Raw genomic sequence first — 23,246 nt, forward strand, 5'->3', positions numbered from 1 at the left:
TGTCACCCGACAGCTTTATTCATTAATATATGTCTTCACTCGATTCTGTATCAACTTAGCCACAGCTTCAGCCGTCTTTTGCCCAGTGAAGAATGCTTTGGACTCCTCTGCGATAATCGTTTGAACCTTGTTTCTTAAGGTTACTGGGAGACTAGCTTCAGAGATCAACGTCTTAAGAACCTGAATGTCTTTCTCAGAAACTTGGGCGTTTCCAGTTTTATCAGAGTTAGCTGTACCTTTTTTCACATTATTTACGGTTTCTTCAATCAACTTCACATTTACTGATTTCTTCATAGGAAAACCATCTTGTTGTGGTATACTCTGCATCTCTTCGGATAATAGAAATTTCATAAAATCCCAAGCTGTTGCTTTGATCGTAGAATTCGCGTTCATGGCAATAGTTTGCATGCCACCAAATGCGACACCTGATTGCTGATTAGCTGCATGCGGCTTCTGATAGACAGTTCCATTTGTATAATAGAGAGAATTGCGAGCGATGAAATCTTTTGGAGAAAAGATCTCCGACAGATAGAAATTACTTTCCTCTGGAGACAGCGGTTTAGCTGAAATGATTTTGTCGTCGTATAAACTCTTAACTCGTTTAAGCAGATCAGTGAAATCGGACGAATCAAAGTTCGCTTTGCCCTTTGCGCCAACAACCAATCGATCATAATTGTCCGATACAAGTGAGTTTAGCATATTCTCTGGATCCAGCCCACTTAACGAATTCGTATGAACACCTTTGGCAGCTAATGATTTACTTACATCTGCAAACTGGCTCCAAGTCCACTTTTTATCATCGATGGTTACGCCTGCTTTCTCAATGGCAACCTGATCTCCGAACAACGCTTGCAAGTAAAATTTGGTTGGTACGACATAAAGTCCACCGTTCTTTTTGGAATTATCGAGGATGTTCATATAATACTGGCTTTGGTCAAATGATTTATCGTGTTTAATGAATTCGTCTATGTTTACGAATGCGTTTTTACTTACATACTTATCAATCGGTAAGTCGAACGATTCTCTTAGTGCGAATAAATCGGCCCCTTTTCCGGATAAAATCTCAGTCGTAGTCTGTTTGATATACTTCTCAACCTCAGATGCGCTCATGACTCCACTTCCACTGCCTGCTTTAATAAATTCCTTAAATTCAATTTTCGTGTTTGGATGAGCTGCCTCATATCGCTGCTTCGCCTGTTTATAGAAATCAGTCGCAGATAGGATTGATAAGACAATGGTCTTATTCGTATCCTTGTTTTCATCTTCAATAGTGATTGTTTTTCCTGCAGGACTTGTAGTTGGACTATTCGTGTTCTCTGAACTTCCTGTACTTCCGTTACCACTGCTTTCTGGTTTGCTATTGTTTACTGTTGTACTTTCATTGCACGCTGTTAAACTGAACATTATGACTAAACTCATGAGAATAAAAAACCATTTTTTCATCTGTATTTCACTCCTTATGATATGTGTTCATACTCTATTGCTTCCTTACTCGACTACCATCTGTGAGCGCTTCACTACTATCCGTAATGATCATCTGTCCAGGATACGCACCCTTAAGCACAATCACTGCATCTTCATTAGCCTCTCCTACCTCGATGAACACTTTGTGGGCATGATAGGTGTTGCCCAGTGGACTCTTCTGTTCTTCTATAACAAACATATATTTATTCGTACCTTCTCCATGCACAGCTTTAGCAGGTAGAAGCATGCCTTCACCGGCAGCAGAGCTTATACTGATTTCAACATTTGCCTGCTCGCCGCCTTGTAATTCGGCATTTTGCACAGTTAAAGTAACTTTTTTCATTTGCTCAGCATCTTCAATGCCAGAAATTACACCTTCATATGACTTCCTATTCCCATTCATCTTGACAGCCATATCCTGTTTGCTACCTAGTTCCAACTTGTCTGAGACCGTTGAAGGCATTTGTAGAACTAGCTGATAACCTAAGCTTGCATTCGATATCGTTACATCACCCCCTGCGGTTCCAGAAACAAGACCTTTCACAGCAGATAGATGTGATATGACGCCCTCGAATGGCGCTGTGACTTGACTAAGTAACCCGAAGTCATCCTTCAACTCTTTTATTTTTCGCTCTTGGACGCTATTATCCAGTTGAGCGATCTCCAGATCTCGCTTGGCAGCGCGAATTTTAAGGTCATCTCCGCTTTGAACAGCTTCGATGTACCGTTCTTGCATGCCTTCCATCATTAATTTCTGTCGGGATAATGTAGCCTCCTCATCTAGAATACGACGCGATACTTCTTTGCTCTCGTAAGTCACGAGAAGCTGTCCCTTCTCGACATGGTCCCCCGCTTTCACCATGACATCTTTAATCGTCCAACCAGACTTATTGGAAAGTTCCACTTTGCTAATCGGCTGCAGCACACCACTGCCGCTGTACTGTTGAACGAGAGGTTCCGATTTTCCCTCTTCTGCCACGACCTTAGGTAAACTCAAGGTGAGAATTGTATTGCTGTAAAGGGTGAGAATAAGTAATCCAGCAATAAATAGGATCGAAGCCCATTTCATTTTTGGATTTAAGCCAGTTCCAGCCAGATTAGAATCTTGGGTTTTCAATGTAATCTCCCTTTCCTAGAGTTGTGTCGTCGCGCACTATCCTTTGATCCCAGACAACTGAACACCCTCAATAAAGTAACGCTCTGCATATAAGAATAGTAGTAACATGGGAGACAAATACAGCACGGAAGCTGCGAAACCAATACCTCGTGCTTCCTCTTGAATACGTGATAAGTAAAGGGATAATGGCTGTTTAAAAGCATCATCCAAGAAGATCAGCGGTTGCTCAACCATATTCCAATAATCCACAAAGAGAAGGACGACAAGTGCGGCCAATCCAGGTTTAATTAAAGGAACGATAATTCGCCGGAAAATCGTAAGATGACCGGCGCCATCCATAATGGCTGCTTCAACATAGGAATATGGGATCGACAACATAAACTGCCTTAGCATGAAGACGCCGAATGCAGCAAAAATACCTGGTAACACAATAGCACTAGCACTATTCAAAAGGCCAAGCCGATCAGCAATAATATAATTTGGCACCAATGTAACTTGAAACGGCATTAGCATAACAATGACATAAGCAAGGAATAAGGTATCGCGACCTCGAAACCGAAGTTTGGCTAAGGCATAAGCAGCCAGCGAGCCCACTATCACTTGCCCTATAATCATAGGCACAACCAGGAACACCGAATTCCAGAACATGTTCAGATACGTTGGCGTTTCAAATAGAATCTTCCCGTACTGCGCAAAGGAAACCCAATCGGGGATAAGTTTTAATGTTACGAATTGATCTTTACTTCCTGCTGTCTTCTCTATCATCTGGCCAATCAAATCATAATTGGTACTGATTTCGTTCTCTGTCATTAGTGAGTTCGTAAATGTGAATATAACAGGGAAAATCATACAGACTGAAATGACCAATAAAATGAAGGATAATAGACATTTAGTTATCAAAGCTGATTTTTTCATAATCACTCCATGAATTGTCTGAATTTGCGCTCTAGCGTCAGCATCCCAAGGACAAGAACAAATATCACAACGACCATTAAGGTTGCTGCCGCTGTCAGCTTCTGAACATCAAGCGAGTAAAACATATTGTTCATATAATGCTGAAGCATATAAATACTGTCATGCGGGTAATCCCCCGCAATCAAATATGTTTCACGGAAGATCTTGAAAGAGTTGATGATCGACATAAGAACAACAAAAAATAAGGTTGGTATTAAGTAGATTAACGTAATCGAGGTTAGTTTACGGAAGGGTCCCGCCCCTTCCAGATCTGCCGTTTCGTAATAGTCGCTTGGAATACTCTGCAGGCCTGCTAGAAATAAGATGATGTTATATCCAACATTTTTCCAAAGGTAAGCAACGGAAATTACCCATCTCGCCCACTCTGAATTCATCCAGTCCACGCGTTCTAAACCGAAACTATTTAGCCACCCGTTTAGCGCACCATTCCAGTCAAACATAATCTGCCAAACCATAACGATCGAGGCGACAGGTACAACAAGCGGCAAAACATAAGCGGTTCTAAGCCATTTGCGAATAAACACATTCTGGTTCAAAAGCAAAGCAAGAAGTAGAGATACAACGATCAATATCGGTACGCTGGTTCCTGTGAAAAACAAGGTGTTCGTTGACGCCTTGCGGAAAGAATCGCTAGCTAGCAGTTCTTTATAATTGGCTAAGCCTACAAACGAGCCACCAATCGTACGATCCATAAAGGAGTAAACAACACCTAAAGCAAATGGGATTAGATAAAAGATAGCAAAGCCAATTAGGCTTGGTGCGAGAAAACCAATCGCAACGACACTTTGTTTCCGTAATAATTGTTGCATCTTCATGTCTGAACTCCTACCTGAAGTTAGTTGTACTACATAAACCTTTAATGGTAGTGTATACAACTGAAATCAAGAAAAAGACGAGTTAAAATAAAGATGAGATGAAGTTTAAAGGAACTTTAGGTATACATAAAAAAACACGATACCGAATTGGGTCCGTGTTGTTGATAAAATGACGTATTCCATTTTATGGACTGCAACAAGTTATGTTTTCTTAAGCTCTCCGGTATGTTGAATATAAACATGGACATTGATTTGGTTTAGGGATGAAGAAGTAAGCTCAATATCTTGCCAGTTTTCCATTTTTTTCTTAAACATAACATTTCGAAAATTGTAAATATCAGCCTCTATGCGTAACCCCTCTTCAAATGTAGATCGGATTTCATTTTTGATTTTCTCTTCTGCCTCTTTCTCCATTTCTTGCTCGGATGGATGGCTGTCAAGTAAATCTACAATATTCCCCTTGACTTTAACCTCAATATTGAAAATCGTTTTCCCATCTTGTTCTGTAACCGTTATTTTAGATTTGGGTTTTTCAAGTGAGATGATCGCGGGCTTGATCTCAATCGGTGATCTCACTGTATCTTTCTCCATCCAACGCAATCCTTTAAGCTGATTGTTTGCCATCCAGCCTTGAAAGCCGTTTTTTCGTACGACAAACACACCGTTTATTTTCAATTTATCTTCAGATTTCTTAGTGGACTGCCATGCTGTTTTATCAATGGTTAGTGTTGGAACTATAGCCGTCTCACCGGGCTCATTGAGATTAATTTGATATTCTTGCGCTTGTAGAGGCTTTATGAACGATTTCTGAATATAATTTTCTTCCGGTTGGCCAAGAAGGGTGGTAATCGGCGACATTTGAAAAAAAGAAGATGTTTTAAAGATGTCCTCAATGGATCCTTTCGTGCCGAATATCCATGGTGTATATCTAAACTCTCTGTATCTCTTTAAATTGTCGAAGTAATCCTCGCCACCAGATTGCATCGCACTTTCGGTTAACAAATACGTACGAACATGACTCCAAAATATTCTTCTTTGTACCGTATCATAAATATTGCCTAATGCTAAAGAGAGCGTATTTCCACTCCCTTTGCCGACATACACTTGCGGGCTGCTCCCTCCGCCTCCATTATCCGACTTAGCTATATTGCCAAAGGATACTGTTTGAATGTAGACCTCATACAGATTATTTTTATAATCAACCCCTATGGCAGTAGCGTAAAGCAAATCTTGAATATTTTTATTGTCCCAACACCCGGACAGGCATATCATACAACAGAGTGTGATTAAGAGTGCCACTGGTTTCATTGTCTCTCTCCTTGTGACGTAGAATCTGTCGGTTGTAACATGCCCGGTCTTTTGTTTTTGGATTTGAAAGGTCGATTAAATAGCGCTAATATAGACGACCTAACATTGAGTTCAGCGATCGGAGACCAGTAGGATATACCGAAAGTTGTTAGTGTAGAGGTATAAGCCACCACTGAAAATAATCCGATAAAAAATCCATATATACCCAACAAGGAGGATATCAAAATCATGTAGATTCGAACAAGGGTGACGGTACCTGTCAAAGATTGATTAACCAACGTAAAGGATGCAACGGCAGACGCTGCCGTAACCATGAGCAAAGCAGCAGAGGCAAGTCCAGAACGAGTCGCAGCATCCCCAATAATAAGTCCCCCGACTACCGTTACCGTTTGTCCTACTGGTTTCGGCAAACGAATGCCAGCTTCACGAAACAATTCGAATAATCCAAAAATCAATAAGTTCTCTATCGTCGTTGAATAGGGTATACCCCTACGTGCTTCAGCAATTGTTGCAAGTAATGGAAACGGAATTTGGTCGATATTAAAGCAGGTCAATGAAATATAGAATCCAGGCAGAAACATGGCAATTACTAGACCGATAAGACGTAACATGCGTTGTAATATCGTGTAGTAGTAAGAGGAATGGGCATCCTCGGGAGATTTCAATTGCTCGGTAAGATTGGATGGACCGATGATTGCCATTGGAGATCCGTCCAAGAGGATCACAAATCTGCCGCGCAGCAGCGACTCAGCTGCAAAGTCAGGTCTTCCAATCGTGTCCACTAACGGAAAAATGGAGTCGCTTGAATCACTTAAATATTCTTCCAACTGCGCACATCCAATAACGGAGTCTACATCAATTTGGGAGATCCGACGCTTCGCTTCAACAACGAAATGTGGGTTAATAATATCTTTGATATACAGAATGGCTAAATGTACGTTTCCCCTTTTGCCTACAATGAAATGTTCGTATTGAAGGGAAGTGGTTTTTAATCGTTTGCGAATGAGGGCAACGTTGGTGATTACTTCCTCTGTAAAACCATCGCGCGGTCCGCGAATTGATATTTCGCTGATGGACTCTTCGGGCTGGCGTTTTGGCGGATTGGAAATATCTGCTTCATAGGCATGTGTTTCATTCTCATGGAAAATTAAAACAATCACATTACCTGAAAAAACAAGCTGTTCAATTTGACTAAGATCTTCATTCTCGTCTATAAGCTTCAGCTCATCGTTTCGAATCATTTCAGTCATTCGCGGGAGTACATTTTCATTTAACTGCTTGCTATCCACCATGCCTTCGCAATAAACAACCTGAGTGCCGCTGCGCTTCTGAAATTTCACATCGTAGCAGGAAGAGAATAAAGCCCTGAAATCCGCTTCTTTTGCATATTTGATGTTCATGACAAACCTCTTTTTCTTGTTGTAAAGTAGGCTAATGCAGTCCAGCAGAGAATAGACAACGTGGATATTGGATAAAAGTAGTATTTAGTAAAAGCTAAAAAATTGCTATCGTTGATTTGAAGCTCTACACCGATAAATAAGGCCGTCGTGCATGTAACAATCGCAATTTTATGATGTCTTTGCTTGGAAGTCAGCAAATCGCCTATTAAAAACAAACCCAAACTGATTAGAATAGCGGTACTACAAAGCCACTGGTAGATAGATAAAAAGTCAAGATGCTCCAAGAAACTGCTGATTCTAACTAGTCTCCACTGCGTAAAGAGCGGGAACCGCTGTTTTGAAGCTTCATATGTACCGAATATAGTCAACACACTCATAACAGCATTGATGAAAAAAAAAGAAATAACAGACACTAATGCTACAAAATGCTTCCATTTGAAAGTGCCTTCCGTATGAGGTTTTAGTAATAATAACAAAAACAATTCCATGCCAGCTCTCACGGTGGTAGTCGCGCCTTCTAAGATGGGTCGCATTCCTTCGCTGAATAGCGGGAGCAGGAGGTCAAAATGTCTATATTTAAATGTAAACACCGCCATAAATAAAATCAGCAACAAAATAGCCGGCATTAATACAGAAAAGGAAATGGCGATCGATTTAATTCCCTTAACAGCTAAGTAGGCACAAACGATCAATAAGGGCAACGAAATCGCCCAAATAGGCGTAAAGGGCAGAAAGAATGATTTAACCCATGTGACAACATTTTTATCAATGACAAACAATTCACAAATTAAGTATAAGGCAATCCAACTTTTTACTGCCCACGCGATCAAGCTCCCCATTTTAAGTTCAAGTACATCAAGGAAGGATTGGTTAGGCGCTTGATTGTTTACTATTTTGAAAATCCAAAAGGCATATAAGAGGTACGCTATGCAGCCGATAATGCTGCTGACAAACGCATCCCGTTTTGCTTGTTCAATGATAATGATTGCGCCTGAAATTTGGGCTAAGGCTAAAGTTCCACTCATACATAGAATACAACCATGAATGGGATTGATTTTGGGATTGGAAAACGTCGACATAGGGCTCACCTCTTGCTCCTATATTTTCCTACAAGTTATTTTTTTATCCCAAGAATAGGTAATAGGCACAAGGGATGAAGGTTAACCTCAATCGTGGCCATCGCCAATTTGTTTATATAAGTCTGTTTGAGCGGAAATGAAATTTCCGAGCGAGTATAGAACGAAAGTTCGATGTCCATTTTTACTGTATACTCAGGCTGGCGGCTGTAAAACATGCGGGTGGTTCCCAATGACAATATGAACACCCATATCTGCGAGTTTTAGCGCAAAATCAGATTGATCGTGGTCTGGAAACAGTTGATATTCCTTCCCCCAATGAACAGCAACCACAACGCCATAATCTCGTTTTTCGTCATCGTCCTTATTTGGTCTCGGTCACTTTGCGACTTAAACGTGCCAGTATAAGGCATGCCAAGGGTATCCCAGTGTGATAGGGCGCTTTGAATGACCTTCTCTCCTCTATCCAAGGAATGGTTGTTCGCAATGGTAACAATGTCCACCCCTAAATCTTTCAGTGCATTAGTATTTGAGCTCCGTTTACTTGCTTAGTCGGGTCAGTTGCGCTAGTCGTTCCAGGGTCATTTCCACCATGCCCAGCATCAATAACTATTTTGGCAGCAAAGCTCTCGTACGGAAGCGAAATGACCATTAGTAGTGAGGCTATTAGCACTTTACTTTGAAAAACGATTAAATTAAATAAGAAATAATGCCTTCTGTAATTGCGGCTGCTGCCTTGTTTTGAAAATCTTGTGTTTGTATTCGCTGTTCATCTGCTTGATTGGATATATATCCTAGCTCGAGTAAAAGGGATGGGTTTTTATTTTCTCGAAGTACGAAGTAATCACCCTGTGACACTCCACGATCTCTGGTATCTATGTTTTGTTCGAAAATCTTATCATGTATCATCGTTGCCAATTGTCGATCTGCTGGTTTATTGTAATAAGTCGTTATACCAGCTACATCATTACTTGTAAATGCATCAAAATGGATACTGATAAATAGGTCTGCCGCGTGATTCTCTGCGATCTCCACTCGCTCAGCAAGCGTCAAAAACTCATCCTGTTCACGGGTCAATACAATATTCGCGCCCGTTTTTTCAGCTAATTCCTGCTTGATATTTAATGCCGTCTGCACCGTTAGATCTTTCTCATGGATGCCCGTTTGTCCTGTTGCACCTACATCCTTGCCTCCATGCCCAGCATCTATGACGATCGTTTTTCCTTCTAAAATACGGTTTTCTTTATTCATAGAGTTGCTAGTAGCAGAACGTACAGCAGTCTGTGCAGCAGTCTGTGCAGCAGTTTGGGCAGTTTCATTTTTAAAAAGGCTGCTAGCCTGTACGTTATATAGAATGAAACCGGAAATAAATGTACTCATGGCAGTGAAGGCAAGAATTCCATTTTTTTTCATAGGTGGAGCTCCTCTCATTATGCAAACTCTATCTGGTTGAAACTTTCATTTCATAGAGTTATTTTAAAAGAGGTAGATGAAAATAAAGCGGAATTCAGATAAAGATGAGATGAAGAAAATAAAAAACCACCTTCCAAGACGTAAACCTCACGTCAAAAAAAGTGCATATTTTTCAAGCTTTATTTAAATAGAAGTAAAACAAAACGCCGTCCCCTGTATTCGCCGCGCCAAACTCTACGCCATGTAACTCTAGTATATTCTTTGATATGGCAAGTCCTAAACCTGTTCCGCCTTGTGAACGATGGCGAGCTGAATCACCGCGGTAGAAACGATCCCACACTTTGGCTAACTGATCCTCGAGGATATGCGCTCCTTTATTTTCGATACAAATCTTAACGGATTCCAGTTCTTCATGGACTGTCACATAAATATGTTCATCTCCTGGCGTATAACGAATCGCATTGGTCAGAAAATTGGTGATCACTTGCTCAATACGGTTCTGATTGGCCATGACTTCAACATAAACAAGTTCCATATGGACATGAAGCCGTTTGCTGCTGAATTCCAACGATAGCTTCTCACAGATTTCCTCGATGAGTTTATCAATGCAGAACGCTTCCATCTCCATTTTATAGGTACCGGATTCGAACTTAGCAAGCTCCAGCATATCCACAATCAAGTGATTCATTTTATCGACTTCTTTATTCATGGCTTCGAAATAATGATCTGTCTTCTGTGCGGCAACGCCATCTTGAAGAATAGAAATACAGCTCTTCATAACACTAAGCGGCGTTTTTAACTCATGAGATACCCCGGAGATAAACTCTTTCCTTGTACGTTCCAATTGCTTTTCTTTCTCAATGTCCTTCTGCAGCTTTCTAATATAGGAGTGAAGGGTTAGGGAAAGTGAATTGATATTGCGCGATAATTCTCCAATTTCATCATTGGATCTAATGGGTATCGTTTCCGAAAAATCTAATTGTGCTATTTTTTTCGTTGTCTGATTCATCAGGATCAAAGGCTTGGCAATTTTTCTAGAATAATAGATAGCAGCAAGAACAATTAGAAGCATGACTAAAGCAACCAAATACAAGTAATAATCTTTAAGCATTTGGACAGCTTCATCGACTGGCTGTAAGGAGGCCATGGAAAAGATGTAGCTGGTTATGCCAGCCTGATCTTTAATCGGCTCAATAAAGATCTTATACTTGACGTCATTCTGTGTGAAATCAAGAATTTGTAAGGTATCCAAGCTGATCTTCGACTCATCTAGTAGCAAGTTAGCTTGAAATTCTTTCAATCTGTCCATAAATAAACTATTCGTATAGATAAAGCTGGAAGATTCATTCCCGTTAGGAAACTGCACTTTAGTAATCGCTCCGCTAAGGGTAATACCTGGGAACTCTATGTTTTCTTTCCTTGAATATTTAATATCTAAGGTGAGTTCATCCAGCGTTTTCGTTATTGTATCATTGATCCAAAGTACATTACTTTTTTCAATTTGCAACCGATAGGGAATTAACACGGCATCCATTTTATACGCCGAAACACCAACACGAGCTTTGGGAGCCAACATCGATATCGTTTGACTTGAAGTTTTATTTAATACTTCATTGATGTTAATCATGTGATAAAGAGGTACTGAAATTGTTTTACCATAAAACGTATTGTTCGCTTTAGGTGAATCGATTTTTACTTCTATGTAAAAATCATTCGCATTTTTCAAGTTTCCCTGGCTATCAAGTGTCGTAATCCAGGTATTATTTTGTCGATAGAAATCTTGTTCTAGCTTCTGAACAGTCAGGAAATTCCCACCACTATTTAAATAATCTTTCTTAAAGATTTCTATATTCGCTTGAATGGCATTCACTTTTCTGTTCGCGTAGTATTGTTTGAAAAAAATCGTTTGGCCTAAATAAATCGTCGCAAGAATGAATAGGCATAACATCGTTGTCAGGGTAAATAATTTAAAAACAATACTAGTTCTCATGCGTTACCCTCGAACTTATAACCTGTTCTAACGATCGTTGTTATTAGCTTGGATTTCTCCCCTAATTTACTCCTTAAATTACGAATATGCGTATTCACTGTCCGATCATCACCATCGTATTCATAACCCCAAATTTTCAGAATAAGCTGCTCCCGAGTTATGACAATGCCGTTATTCTGCATTAAGTAAGCTAATATTTGGAACTCCGTATACGTCAGGTATACTGATTCACCATCAACAGTTAGTGTCCTTGAGGGGATTTGAATCTGAAGTCCTTTGGCAGATAAGGTATCGCTATTGGAAGAATCGGAAGTTATGGTTTGACGTTCTTCCCGATTCCTGCTTTCAATCAATCGTTTGGCTCTAGCTAATAAGACAGCTGGGCTATATGGTTTGGTCACATAATCATCGGCACCCAGCTCAAATCCCAGTAACGTATCATCCTCATCTACTCTAGCTGTCAACATGATGATTGGCACATTGGATGTCTTCCGAATTCGTCTACAAACTGACCACCCATCTAACTCCGGCAGCATGATATCCAGAATGATTAAATCAACGTCATGATCATGAATTAAAGTTAATGCCTGCTTCCCATCTGCTGCTTCTAGAACCTGATAACCTTCATTTAGCAGATAATCTTTACTAATTTCACGTAAAATATCTTCATCTTCTACAACTAATATCGTTTTTTGCATTTAGCTTCTCCTGCCTCACTGATGGGAACATTGCTAATCGAATAACTTATTATAGTATTTACCTACTGGAAATTTTTATAAAGATCGCGTATTTAATATTTGTAACATAGCCAGATAAAGATTATGTAAAGATTTTCTTGACTATATGCATGAAAAATAGAAGTAGTTACCGTAACGTACTTTAGAATATTTTTTTCATATATCAATTCAGCCATCGCTAGGAGTTCCTTTCGGAAGCCGTCCACTTTCCAATCCGATTCACTTTTAATTGACGGTTCGACATCAGCCAGGCAGTCCCCTCATCTCGCTGGGGACAACGCCCCAATATTTCTGAAATTGCTTAGAGAAGAAGCCGACATTAATATAGCCGACCATGCGCGCCGCATCATGCACCTTGGACCCATCGATCAAATACTGCCTAGCACGCAGCATCTTGCGTTCCATCACATAATCGGAATACGACTTCTTCATATTATGCTTAAACATTCGGCTTAAATAGGAAGAGTTGATATAAAAGCGGTTGGCCATGCTTTGCAGGCTGATATCCATATCAATGTGCTCCTCGATCAGGTGCAGCATATCTTGAATAAGCTTGCTGCTTCCGGTGTTGCGGCGCTGTGCGGCGAAAGCGAGGATTTTGCGGACGATCCGTCTGAGAAAGGAGGCAATCTGTTCCCTCGTCACGAAACTGCTCAAATGATACAGCAGCGCCGAATCCTCCTGAAGCACAGCAGCAACGGACCAATTGCGTGTATGAATGCTCTGGGTCAATAAGCTGCTCAAGAGCAGCACCTGCTCCTGAATGATCTCGGCAGAGGTAGCGGTCTGGCCTAATTCGCCAATCAACTCTTCCATCGCCTTCATTGCATGCTCCTCGTCTTCCATATCCAGTGCCACGGTAAGGCTGCGCAAGGAGGCCGGCTGAAACCATACGCTCGGCTGGTCTTCCTCCAACTGTAGGTCATGGTGATGAAGAGCCAGATGATGCCCGTAAACCACACGTGTCAGAAGAGCGCGTTTGGCCAGCCGCAAGGAATGTATGGCCTCGCTGCGGTCCGCGAAAACGCTGCCGATGCCGGCGCTGGCCGTCAGCTTTAAACAGTCCTTGACGACAGAAAGCACCTTGACCGCCAGAAAATTGATTCGCTGCTGAAATTCCCCCTCATGCTCACCACTCCTGCTGTGAAACAACGCAAGAATAGAACCGTAAGAATCATGAAGTACGAAGCAATCGCTTCCCCTTAAGCATTCCTCCGTGATACTGTAGAGGGAGAACTGCAGCAAACCCGTATCCTGTTTGGAAAATCGGACCTCCGCTTCCTCCAGCGGGTCCATCTCAAACACGACGACGGCAAAGAAGTGGCTGTCCGCTAGCCGGATTCCCAGCTTCTCCGACTGCCGTTTTAGCTGCCAATCTGTATAATGACCGTTCATCCAGCTCTCATAGAAGTGCGCCTTGAGCTTGGGCAAATATTGCTCCCAGTTCGTCTCTAGTAGATGCCGCTCATGACGCTCCGCCCGCTCGCTTTGCAGTTGTCCGGCAGCGTTCAGCACGGCCTTCATTACTTCATCGTTGCCGGCAGGCTTGAGTAGAAAATGGCTGACACCGATATCGATTGAGGCTCTCGCATATTCGAAATCGTCATGGCCGCTCAGGATGATAATTTTCAAATCCTTCTCGGTTTCTCTGATTTTGGCAGCAAGATCCAGCCCATTAATGCCCGGTAGCCGAATATCCAGCAGCAGCAGGTCCGGTTTAACCCGCTCCACCATACGCCACGCATCGAGCCCGTCTCCTACCTCGGCAGCCACGTGAATGCCATGCTCCTCCCAAGGTATCGTTTGCACGAGCCTTTGCCGAATATCAACTTCATCTTCTATAATCATCAGATTCATGTCATTTTCCTCCTATTGGATCCGCACAAGAGGCCAGTGGAATCGTGACCAACACGACGGTGCCCTGCTGTTCCACGCTGTCTATATGCAATTCTGCCTGATCGCCGTAATAGAGAATCAATCGGGTCTTGACGTTACGCAGGCCGAACAGCTCCTTCACATCATGCCGCAGCGTCTTCATATCGGTACTCCCGATCGCGCCTAGCTCGTTTTGAATAAAGAGTAAACGCTCAGGTGCTATCCCGCTTCCATTATCGGTAATGCGAATATGCAGGCGCTCCTGCTCGGGGTATGCCTCGATGTTCAGCTGTCCCTTCCCTGACTTCTGCTCTAAGCCATGCACGATTGCATTCTCCACAAGCGGCTGAAGAATCAGCTTCAACAGCATGCAGGACCGCACGGCATTGTCCACCCGGATGTCCACCTGCAGTCGACCCTTAAAGCGAAGTTGCTGCACGTTTATGTAATATCCCAAATGAACGACCGTCTCCTCCGTCGTGAACACTTCCTTGCCCCTACCGATGCTAATCCGGAAAAACTTCGACAAATTAAGCACCATCTCTCCTATCTGGTCCGCGCCCACCAAAATCGCTGATGAATAGATGGAATCGAGTGTATTGTACAGAAAGTGAGGATTAATCTGCGATTGCAGCAGCTTCAGCTCCGTTTGAATGATGCGCAGCTCCTTGTCGTAGATGTCGCGAATCATAAAACGCTGCTGATCCATCATTTCATTGAATGTATCCATCATATACCCGAACTCATCTGCCCTCTTGTGCTCGATGCGAACATCCAGACGCCCAAGCCGTATCTCCTTCATGCCTCGGATTAGCTTCCTCAGTGGAAACGAAATCCCCCTATACAGGAACCAGGCTACTATAACAGCGATAGCAAGACTAATGGCCGTAATGACATAGGTCTGATCACGCAACTGACTGGACTTCTCGAATAGAGCATTCTGCGGCTGCAGCATCAAGAGCGACCATCCAGAGCTAGGTGAAGCCACCTTCACCATCATAAGTGATTGCTCCCCCTCCCGAATCGTACCGAAATCGCCCCCCTTTACTTCCCAATCAGAAGGCGGATTGCTGCCGGGTGTGCCTACCGCCAATCGGCCGTCTGGAGTAAATAAATAGATCGTACCTTGGCCAGGATCCGCTAGCCGACCGATAAGTCCGTATAAGTATTCCTTGCGTATCGAAGCCATGAAAATCGAGGGCTCGCGCAGATGCTCCGACTGGGTCATTAGACGCATTAAGGTAATGACCTCGGTATTGTGTATCAAATCTTTATTCCCAAGAGACGTAAATTGATTCTCTGCAGGAATGTAGTACCAGGGACTGCCATTGGAACGGACCGTTTCGCGGACCCAATCCTCATTCTGCATATCGTTCAGCCGGGAATAACCCGAATCGGAAAGCAACAAGGAAGATGGGGTATGCAAAATCATCGTTTGCGACAGTGTGCGATTCATCGTACGAAAATGGATCAATTCGGTCGCCGCCGCCTGAAAGTTGAGAATATCATTCGGCTCCAGTTCACCGTCAGCTGCATCCAAGTGACGGTTAAGCGTACTGTCCGTCACGACGAGATTGGATAGCTCCTCAACATTCAGAAGTGTCGTATCGATGAACTGCATAGCGGACTGCATGACGCCCTTCGTTCGCTCCATCGCCTGCTCCTTCAGAATGAGCTGCGACTTGTTCTGAGCATAGAGATTCATCGCGACAAGCGGCAGCAAAATAAGCAGAAAATAGCTCGTAATTCGAATATGCACCGACTCTGCATACAGACGCTTCCAGTTTCTCCACATCACTGTTACCTCCAAGCCTTTCAAGCAAAGAAAGATGCTCTGTTAGAGAGCACCTTGATTTGACTTCACTTCTATTTTATTTTCGATTCTTGCTGTACCATTCATTCACTTCGCGCGTCATCTCGTCTCCGCCTTCTTTTTTCCATTGCTTTACGAATGCGTCAAAATCATCGATCGGGTTTGTCCCCATAATGATTTTGGTGAATGATTCCTCCATCGTCTTCTTCAGTTGCGAACTGTACTTACCAAGAATTTCCGTTGGAGCTCCATTATATTGATTCGGGATAACATGACTGTTGATTCGGTTGATATTGTCATTCATTTTGAATTCCAGTCCTAACGCGTCGAGTCGCTCCCGCTCTAGCTCGTCATCCCAGGGATTGGCAATTTCGGACAATGTGTTGCGATAAATATGCTTGTTATGTTCTTCGAAATTCATCGTCAGTTTGCCGTCCTTGCGCACCCAGATCTGATGTTCGGGCAGACCGAGTTTTAACGTTTCGTGGCCTTGCGTGCTGTTGATCACATCCATCATCTTGATAACTTCGGCAGCATTTTTACTTGTAGCCGGAATGACGGCATAGGATCCTACCAGATTAATAGCAGCGATTCCCGATTTGCCGTCCTTGCCTGTAGGATAATCCAGCGCGACCCAATCCGCCTTCGGATCGTTCTTCTTGTTCGTCAAAATCGAGCCACGCGTTTCGTGCCACTGAGCGGAGAACAGGCCGACCTTGCCGCCCGCTACCTTTTCGTCCACATTCTTCGGCTTGTTCAGCGCCCACTCCGAGTCAATCAGCTTATCCTTGTACAGCCCGGCGAGATAGCGAAGCGCCTCCTTCGTCTCCGGCAAAATATAGGAATGCACAAGCAGACCATTCCGTTCCACCCAGTTGTTCTGCCCAAGCGGAACGCCGAAAGCACCGAATATAGGGCCGGTTCTGGCCAGCTTCTCGCCAATAATCAGGCCGATCGTGTCGTTCTTTCCGTTGCCGTCGGGGTCCTTGGTTGCCAGAGCGCGCATAACCTCCGTGTATTCGTCCAGCGTCTTGGGCGGATTAAGACCGAGCTTAGCCAGCCAGTCTTTGCGGACATACATCAGCTCATCGGCCTTCTTGGTGGTCACTCCCGGTAGCGCATATATGTTACCATCCTCGAACGTAACCTGCTTCCACACTTCCTCGGGGTATGCTTTCTTCAGATTAGGTCCATATTGATCGATCAGCTTGTTCAGCGGTGTGAGCGCTTTCTGCTTTACCAGCTTCGACACCCAAGCGCTGTCCGTGGAACGGATTAAGTCATAACTTTCGCCTGAGGTCATCATAATATTGATCTTGTCCTGGTAACCGTCCGGCGGCGGCGTGGTAACCGTAATGTTCAGATTGGATTGCTGACGAATATAATCCAGGTAAGGATTCGTGTTCTCATTCATGCCATCGGGATACTTGCGTCCGGCATTATCGAGCACCAGCGTCAGTGACTTCTTCACGGCCGGTGCTGCCGAGTTGGATGCTTGCGGAGCGGATTCTCCCTGGGAGCAGGCGCTTCCGAGTACGACAAGTGTAGATAAAGATGCAATGATTATCGTCAGATTTGACCTTTTTTTCATCGTATTAACCCCTTTATTGTAATGGAATTGACGGAATGGAACAATTGTCGTAATGAAAAATTGCTTTCAGCGAATCGTACCGCCCTTAGAATCAGCATGGTCATCCCTTTACGGAGCCGATCAAAATGCCCTTCACAAAATATTTTTGCAGAAACGGATAGACGATCAGGATCGGTACAGTGCTTGCGATAAGTGCCGCCGCCTTCAGGGATTCAACGGCAAGCAACTGCCGCTCCAAATTGTCGGTTACATTAATAGTCGTTACATTCGCCTGAATCAGATTGCGCAGGTATACCTGCAGCGGGTTGAGCTTGGAATCGGCTACATACAGTACCGCATCGAAAAATGAGTTCCAATGCGCAACGGCATGAAAGAGCGCGATCGTAGCAATCGCAGGCATCGACAGAGGCACCACAATGCGGTACAGAATTCCCTGGTTCGAGCAGCCGTCGATACGGGCCGATTCCTCCAACTCAGGCGGGACGCTCTGGAAAAAGTTTTTCATAATAATCACATTAAAAGCGCTGATCGCTCCCGGGAGCAGGAAGGCCCAAAATGAATTGTAAAGCCCCAGCTCCTTGACGATCAAATAGGTCGGTATCATCCCACCGTTGAACATCATCGTAAATACGATCAGGAAAAGAATAAAATGTCTGCCTTTAATATAAGACTTGGAGAGCGGATAAGCGAGCAGAACCGTCAGCAGCACGTTCAAACACGTTCCCAGTACGGTACGCCAGGTGCTGATTAGGAACGCTTGCCGGAAAGCATTGTCGTCGAATACTTTGCCGTAAGCCTCCCATGTGAATTCCACTGGCAGGAACGACACCTCTCCACTCATGACTGCCCGGTAGCTGCTGAACGATTGAGCCAAAATGTGCACGAACGGCGCCAGCGCCAGCAGACTGAACGCTCCGAGCAGCGCATAATTCCATAGATGTCCGATCTTTTCTTGCCGGCTAAATCTCATTAGTGGTTCCCCCTTTCCCTGAATTTGCAATTAATATACGCCTTCATGGCCCGCTCTTTTGGCCATACGATTGAAGAAAATGACCAGCGCAAGGCCAATAACCGACTTGAACAAACCGACAGCCGTTGAGAAACTGAATTCGGATTGGCTGATACCTACCCGATACACATACGTTTCGATGACATCTCCAACCTCGTAGACCATCGAATTGTACAGTACAAATATTTGTTCGAAGCCTACATCCAGCACGTGCCCCAAGCGGAGGATGAACAGAATGATGATCGTACCTAGCAACGACGGCAGCGTAATATGCCGGATCTGCTGCCACTTGCCCGCTCCGTCGATGACAGCGGCTTCGTACAATTGAGGATCTATGGAAACTATCGCCGCCAAATAAATAATGGCTCCCCAGCCAACCTCTTTCCAAATATCGCTCGCCACAATCACGGTCCGGAACCAGTCTGCGTCAGCCAGGAAGAAGATCGGCTCGATGCTAAACCAGCCAAGCATGGCGTTAACCACACCAGTAACCGGAGACAGCACATTGACGAGAATACCCCCAATAATGACCCACGACAAAAAATGGGGCAAATAGGCGAGCGTCTGAACAGTGCGCTTGAACATAAGATGCCGCACCTCATTAAGCATCAGCGCCAAAATAATGGGTCCCGGGAAGCCCCAGATCAGCTTGTAAAGGCTGATTAACAGCGTGTTGCGGAATACCTGATAAAACTCGCGGTCCGTAAACATTTCGCGAAAATGCATCCACCCGACCCATTCACTGCCCCGCACCCCTTGAAATGGACTGTAATCTTGAAACGCAATCACGATTCCCCACATCGGTGCATACTTGAATACGAGAAAGTAAACAATTCCCGGTACCATGATCAGGTACAGATCCCAGTAGTCCTTCAGATGCCCGTATCGGTTACGATTACGCTTCGCTTTCATTATAGGTGGGATGGCATATTCATTGCCTACAGCTTTACTTGCAGCATGCATAACGCCCCTCCTTCTCACTTTCTAGCACTGCCTGAGCTTGCGTATCATTACCGACAGTTTGTTTCCTTGGCCTAATTTCATTCTAGGCCATTCGGTATACGGTTTCTATCCAAGCACAATGACATCACCTGCACCGCTCATGACATCGCGATCGATACGTTCGTCCTGACGGAAAGTCATCAGGAGACGCCATCGTGTCATGAACCGATATGTCCAATAGAGTTGACTTCCGTTATTCTGGATAGGAGTTTACAACGAAAGGGTGCATATATAGATGAAGGAAATTCAAACAGACCTCGTTATTGTCGGCGGAGGAACGGGCGGATGTGCCGCTGCGTTGGCCGCCTGCAAAATGGGATACAAGGTTGTCATGACTGAGGAGACCATGTGGATCGGAGGACAGCTAACTAGCCAGGCTGTGCCTCCCGATGAGCATCCGTGGATCGAGCAGTTCGGCTGCACGCGTAGCTATCGGCAGTTCCGCGATCAGGTCCGCGCCTTCTACAAGGACGGGTTCCCACTCACCGAAGCCGCGCGATCGAATCCCGTGTTCAACCCCGGCAACGGGTACGTGAGCAGGCTGTGCCATGAGCCACGGGCTGCCTTGTCGGTATTGGAGCGTATGCTGTCCCCCTATATACACAGCGGACGGCTGATGCTACTTAGTCAGCGCCGGGCTATTGGAGCAGAGACGGACGGAGACCGCGTAACAACAGTAGAGGTCGTGCATTCACTGTCGGGCGAAGTGACTGTGCTTCATGCGACTTATTTTCTCGACGCCACGGAATGCGGAGACCTGCTGCCGATGACAGGTACGGAGTACGTGACCGGCTCGGAGTCCAGAAGCGAGACCGACGAGCCGCACGCATTGGCGGGAGCGGCCGATCCGCTGGATATGCAGGCGATTACGCATTGCTTTGCGGTCGACTATCTGGAAGGCGAAGATCATACGATCGACAAGCCTGAGCAGTATGCTTTCTGGAACAGCTACAGGGCAGATTTCTGGCCGGACAAGCAACTCAGCTGGACTGTGCCCCATTACATTACGCATGAACCGACCGTTTATCATTTGTTTCCGTCGGAAGGTCCGGACAATCGTTGGCTTTACAGGCGCATTCTGGACCGCAGTAATTTTACTCCTGGCTTCCTCGCCAGCGATATTACACTCGTCAATTGGCCACAGAATGACTACTGGCTAGGTCCCATATTCGAGGTCAGTGAGGAAGAACGACTGCGCCATCTGGAAGGAGCCAAGCAGCTCAGCCTCTCTTTGCTATATTGGATGCAGACCGAAGCCCCGCGCGCAGACGGCAAAATGGGCTTGCCAGGACTTCGTTTGCGAGGAGACGTAACAGGAACTGAGGACGGCTTGGCGATGGCTCCTTATATCCGTGAGTCGCGTAGAATTCGCGCCCAGTTCACTGTACTGGAGCAGCATATCGGCGTAGAGGCGAGGCAGTCGGCGGGCTTCAACAGTGCAGAGACATTCGTCGATTCCGTAGGCATCGGCTGCTATCGGCTGGATCTTCACCCGAGCACAGGCAATCGCAATTATATCGACATTGCCTCCTATCCTTTCCAGATCCCTCTGGGCAGCCTTATTCCGATCCGCATGAAGAATCTGCTGCCCGCCTGCAAAAATATCGGCGTCACCCACATCACCAACGGCTCCTACCGCCTGCATCCTGTGGAATGGAATATCGGTGAAGCGGCGGGATACCTGTCCGCATACTGCATGACCCGTGGCGTTCAACCGGTGGAGGTGTGGAGCAACAAAGATCAGCTTGAGGAATTCCAGCGCTTGCTAACGCGAGAGGGCATTGAGCTGAAATGGCCGCATATACACGAGGTATGAGTGAGCTTGCATGCTCACAAGTCAGCTTAAGCTCGCAAAGGACCGTCCGGAATGTTACCGGACGGCCCTCTTTTTTCATTCTTTAGAACACTTTCAATACGTTTCCTTAAAGAAGCTAACATCATCCACTCGAATCCACTGATTGGCTCCGGCATTGGAGTAGAACACAATCTTCGCCTGTCCGTTCGTGACGGGAACATGCTGAAGCTGGATCTGCTGCCACGTGGAGCTTGTGGTAATATTGCGAATGACTTCAGCACCACCGTAGTCCTTCACTGACATCTGGGCGGTCGTCTGCCCTCCGCTCGACTGCACCCAGGCCGTCAAGGTGTACAAGCCATTGGTCAGCCCCGTAACCGTCTGGTGTGTTGCCACTTCATAAGCAGCCGATTTGTTATGCGTCAGACGCCAGCTCCAGCTGTATCCGCTAGACTCCGTATAATCCGCATTGGCATGTGTACCGGAGGAGCCTCCCCAAGTGCTCCAGCTCTTGGGTGACTGGACCCCATCCATGTCTGCCTCGAAGCCGGGGTTGCGAAGCGCATTGACGCCGACACCGTTCAGCATCGCTTTGATGGCATCCAGACGCTCGGTGCCTTGGGCATGTGTAGGCACAAGCCAGCCTCCTTCGCAAACCTCATTCCATGCAAAAGCCAATACCGTATTGGCTTCTACAGCAGTCGTATGATTGCGGGTGTAATCCATCCCCGCCTTAAAGTGCCCAGCGATCTCGCCAGGTGTCGGCTGCCTGTAGTAAGGGCCACCGCCACCACCCCAAGGTGGAGGGGTTGTCGTGCGGGGTGATTTATCCCAGCCTGTCGAGATATCCGGGACAAAAGGCTTGCCCGAATTGGCATAATCGTCCCAAGAGTCTGCCTGAGCTTGAGCAAGTGCAGAGAACGGCGATGGATTATTCATGTCCTGACTACCGTTAAGACCTGAATAGCCGTAGCGCCCAATCGCATCCAAGCCGTACTTATTCAACTGCGACACCGCAGTGTTTAATTGCCAATGCATCGCAACAATATAAGGATCACCCAAGCCGGCAGCCACAGTCTTTTGGCGCAGCAGATCGATATTCGTTTGGGTTGGTGTCCCCGATCCGTAATAACTCTCCATATCCGCTACATTGAAAATATAAACCAGTGGCCGATCACCCAACACCTTCACATAAGTCGGCTCCTCGAACCATTCCACCATCTGATCCACCCGCTGCGACCAGCTTTGCTGAGCATTGTATCTATGGATAATCACCGAGAAATCCAGATCTTCCTTATAGTCGCTAGCCAAATATTTATGCAGCGCATACGCTTCCGCTACATTAGGACTCGTATCCGGTCCGCTGACGAACGCCCAGTAATCAATGCCCGTATCATATGCATATTGAATTTGCTGATCGATCGTCGATTGGCTATTTTCATTGCCACTGACCTGGGTCGAAGAATCAATGCTGAGAAAATAAGGCACTCGATCATGATACTGCTGCGGACCTAACGAGTTAAGATCGGCGCAGGTGCTGTTGCTGAAGCAATCCCAACGGATGACACCTAGCAAAGGACTGTTTGCAGCAACGGCAGGCGGTGACGAGAGGATAGCACCTAGTCCACACAGCAGCGTAAAGCCAGCAACCAAGGTAGTGAAGCCCGCCAACCTTTGCAACCAGCTCTTGCATCTCTTTTCCTTCTTGCCATGTTCCATTTTCACTATAAAACCTCCTTCAAATTAGAATGTGGCGCCAAGCCGACCCCTTCCTCACAGTCGTCAGCTTGGCACCCTGCATTTTTGATACGCTCCTAACGCGTTTCCCTGCACCTTCGCATACAATCCCCGTTTGTCTTGTAGTCG

The 23,246-nt window shown here is 45.2% G+C and carries 18 protein-coding genes and 1 pseudogene; 1 reads left to right on the plus strand and 18 read right to left on the minus strand.

From position 1 onward, the window contains the following. Positions 1-15 precede the first annotated feature (15 nt). The 17 genes and pseudogenes from GC098_RS15195 to GC098_RS15275 form a co-directional block, all read right to left on the minus strand. A complete protein-coding gene (locus tag GC098_RS15195) occupies positions 16-1,443 on the minus strand; it encodes an ABC transporter substrate-binding protein (protein WP_171643985.1) in 1,428 nt (475 codons plus the stop codon). A gap of 34 nt (positions 1,444-1,477) precedes the next feature. Next, on the minus strand, positions 1,478-2,581 hold the full coding sequence (locus GC098_RS15200; RefSeq protein ID WP_171643986.1) for an efflux RND transporter periplasmic adaptor subunit: 1,104 nt from the start codon (positions 2,579-2,581) through the stop codon (positions 1,478-1,480). A gap of 36 nt (positions 2,582-2,617) precedes the next feature. Beyond that, positions 2,618-3,496, minus strand: a complete 879-nt coding sequence (locus tag GC098_RS15205) for a carbohydrate ABC transporter permease (RefSeq protein ID WP_171643987.1) — start codon at positions 3,494-3,496, stop codon at positions 2,618-2,620. A gap of 2 nt (positions 3,497-3,498) precedes the next feature. Further along, on the minus strand, positions 3,499-4,365 hold the full coding sequence (locus tag GC098_RS15210) for a carbohydrate ABC transporter permease (protein WP_171644125.1): 867 nt from the start codon (positions 4,363-4,365) through the stop codon (positions 3,499-3,501). A 207-nt stretch (positions 4,366-4,572) separates the two neighbouring features. Beyond that, positions 4,573-5,679, minus strand: a complete 1,107-nt coding sequence (locus tag GC098_RS15215) for a Ger(x)C family spore germination protein (RefSeq protein ID WP_171643988.1) — start codon at positions 5,677-5,679, stop codon at positions 4,573-4,575. Beyond that, positions 5,676-7,079 (minus strand): spore germination protein, encoded by a 1,404-nt coding sequence (locus GC098_RS15220; RefSeq protein ID WP_171643989.1) that lies wholly within the window; start codon positions 7,077-7,079, stop codon positions 5,676-5,678. The genes GC098_RS15215 and GC098_RS15220 overlap by 4 nt, the downstream gene beginning before the upstream one ends. Beyond that, the gene (locus tag GC098_RS15225) at positions 7,076-8,158 is read right to left on the minus strand and encodes an endospore germination permease (RefSeq protein WP_281367051.1); all 1,083 of its coding nucleotides are present in this window, start codon (positions 8,156-8,158) and stop codon (positions 7,076-7,078) included. The genes GC098_RS15220 and GC098_RS15225 overlap by 4 nt, the downstream gene beginning before the upstream one ends. Positions 8,159-8,350: 192 nt before the next feature. Next, positions 8,351-8,488, minus strand: coding sequence for a CapA family protein (locus tag GC098_RS41590; protein WP_376773884.1), 138 nt, complete (start codon positions 8,486-8,488; stop codon positions 8,351-8,353). A 65-nt stretch (positions 8,489-8,553) separates the two neighbouring features. Further along, positions 8,554-8,658, minus strand: a pseudogene (locus tag GC098_RS41595) (CapA family protein); the annotation flags it as partial. Positions 8,659-8,845: 187 nt separating this feature from the next. Further along, positions 8,846-9,568, minus strand: a complete 723-nt coding sequence (locus GC098_RS15240) for an N-acetylmuramoyl-L-alanine amidase family protein (RefSeq protein ID WP_246358624.1) — start codon at positions 9,566-9,568, stop codon at positions 8,846-8,848. Positions 9,569-9,740: 172 nt separating this feature from the next. Further along, on the minus strand, positions 9,741-11,558 hold the full coding sequence (locus GC098_RS15245) for a sensor histidine kinase (protein WP_171643992.1): 1,818 nt from the start codon (positions 11,556-11,558) through the stop codon (positions 9,741-9,743). Next, the gene (locus GC098_RS15250; protein ID WP_171643993.1) at positions 11,555-12,256 is read right to left on the minus strand and encodes a response regulator transcription factor; all 702 of its coding nucleotides are present in this window, start codon (positions 12,254-12,256) and stop codon (positions 11,555-11,557) included. Before GC098_RS15250 ends, GC098_RS15245 begins: the two co-directional genes overlap by 4 nt. 282 nt (positions 12,257-12,538) lie before the next feature. After that, positions 12,539-14,152 (minus strand): response regulator, encoded by a 1,614-nt coding sequence (locus GC098_RS15255; protein WP_171643994.1) that lies wholly within the window; start codon positions 14,150-14,152, stop codon positions 12,539-12,541. A 1-nt stretch (position 14,153) separates the two neighbouring features. Further along, the gene (locus GC098_RS15260; RefSeq protein WP_171643995.1) at positions 14,154-15,965 is read right to left on the minus strand and encodes a cache domain-containing sensor histidine kinase; all 1,812 of its coding nucleotides are present in this window, start codon (positions 15,963-15,965) and stop codon (positions 14,154-14,156) included. A 76-nt stretch (positions 15,966-16,041) separates the two neighbouring features. Next, positions 16,042-17,574 carry an extracellular solute-binding protein gene (locus GC098_RS15265; protein WP_171643996.1) on the minus strand — a complete coding sequence of 511 codons (1,533 nt, stop codon included), beginning with the start codon at positions 17,572-17,574 and terminating at the stop codon, positions 16,042-16,044. 100 nt (positions 17,575-17,674) lie between these two features. Continuing rightward, positions 17,675-18,544 carry a carbohydrate ABC transporter permease gene (locus GC098_RS15270; protein ID WP_171643997.1) on the minus strand — a complete coding sequence of 290 codons (870 nt, stop codon included), beginning with the start codon at positions 18,542-18,544 and terminating at the stop codon, positions 17,675-17,677. A 30-nt stretch (positions 18,545-18,574) separates the two neighbouring features. Beyond that, positions 18,575-19,495, minus strand: a complete 921-nt coding sequence (locus GC098_RS15275) for an ABC transporter permease (protein ID WP_171644127.1) — start codon at positions 19,493-19,495, stop codon at positions 18,575-18,577. A 325-nt stretch (positions 19,496-19,820) separates the two neighbouring features. Between GC098_RS15275 and GC098_RS15280 the strand changes: the two genes are divergently transcribed. Continuing rightward, positions 19,821-21,401, plus strand: coding sequence for an FAD-dependent oxidoreductase (locus GC098_RS15280; RefSeq protein WP_171643998.1), 1,581 nt, complete (start codon positions 19,821-19,823; stop codon positions 21,399-21,401). 93 nt (positions 21,402-21,494) lie between these two features. Here the strand turns inward: GC098_RS15280 and GC098_RS15285 are convergent, their stop codons facing one another. Further along, on the minus strand, positions 21,495-23,099 hold the full coding sequence (locus GC098_RS15285; protein WP_246358631.1) for a glycoside hydrolase family 99-like domain-containing protein: 1,605 nt from the start codon (positions 23,097-23,099) through the stop codon (positions 21,495-21,497). Between the last annotated feature and the right edge of the window lie 147 nt (positions 23,100-23,246).

Source organism: Paenibacillus phytorum, assembly GCF_013141715.1.
GTDB lineage: Bacteria > Bacillota > Bacilli > Paenibacillales > NBRC-103111 > Paenibacillus_E > Paenibacillus_E phytorum.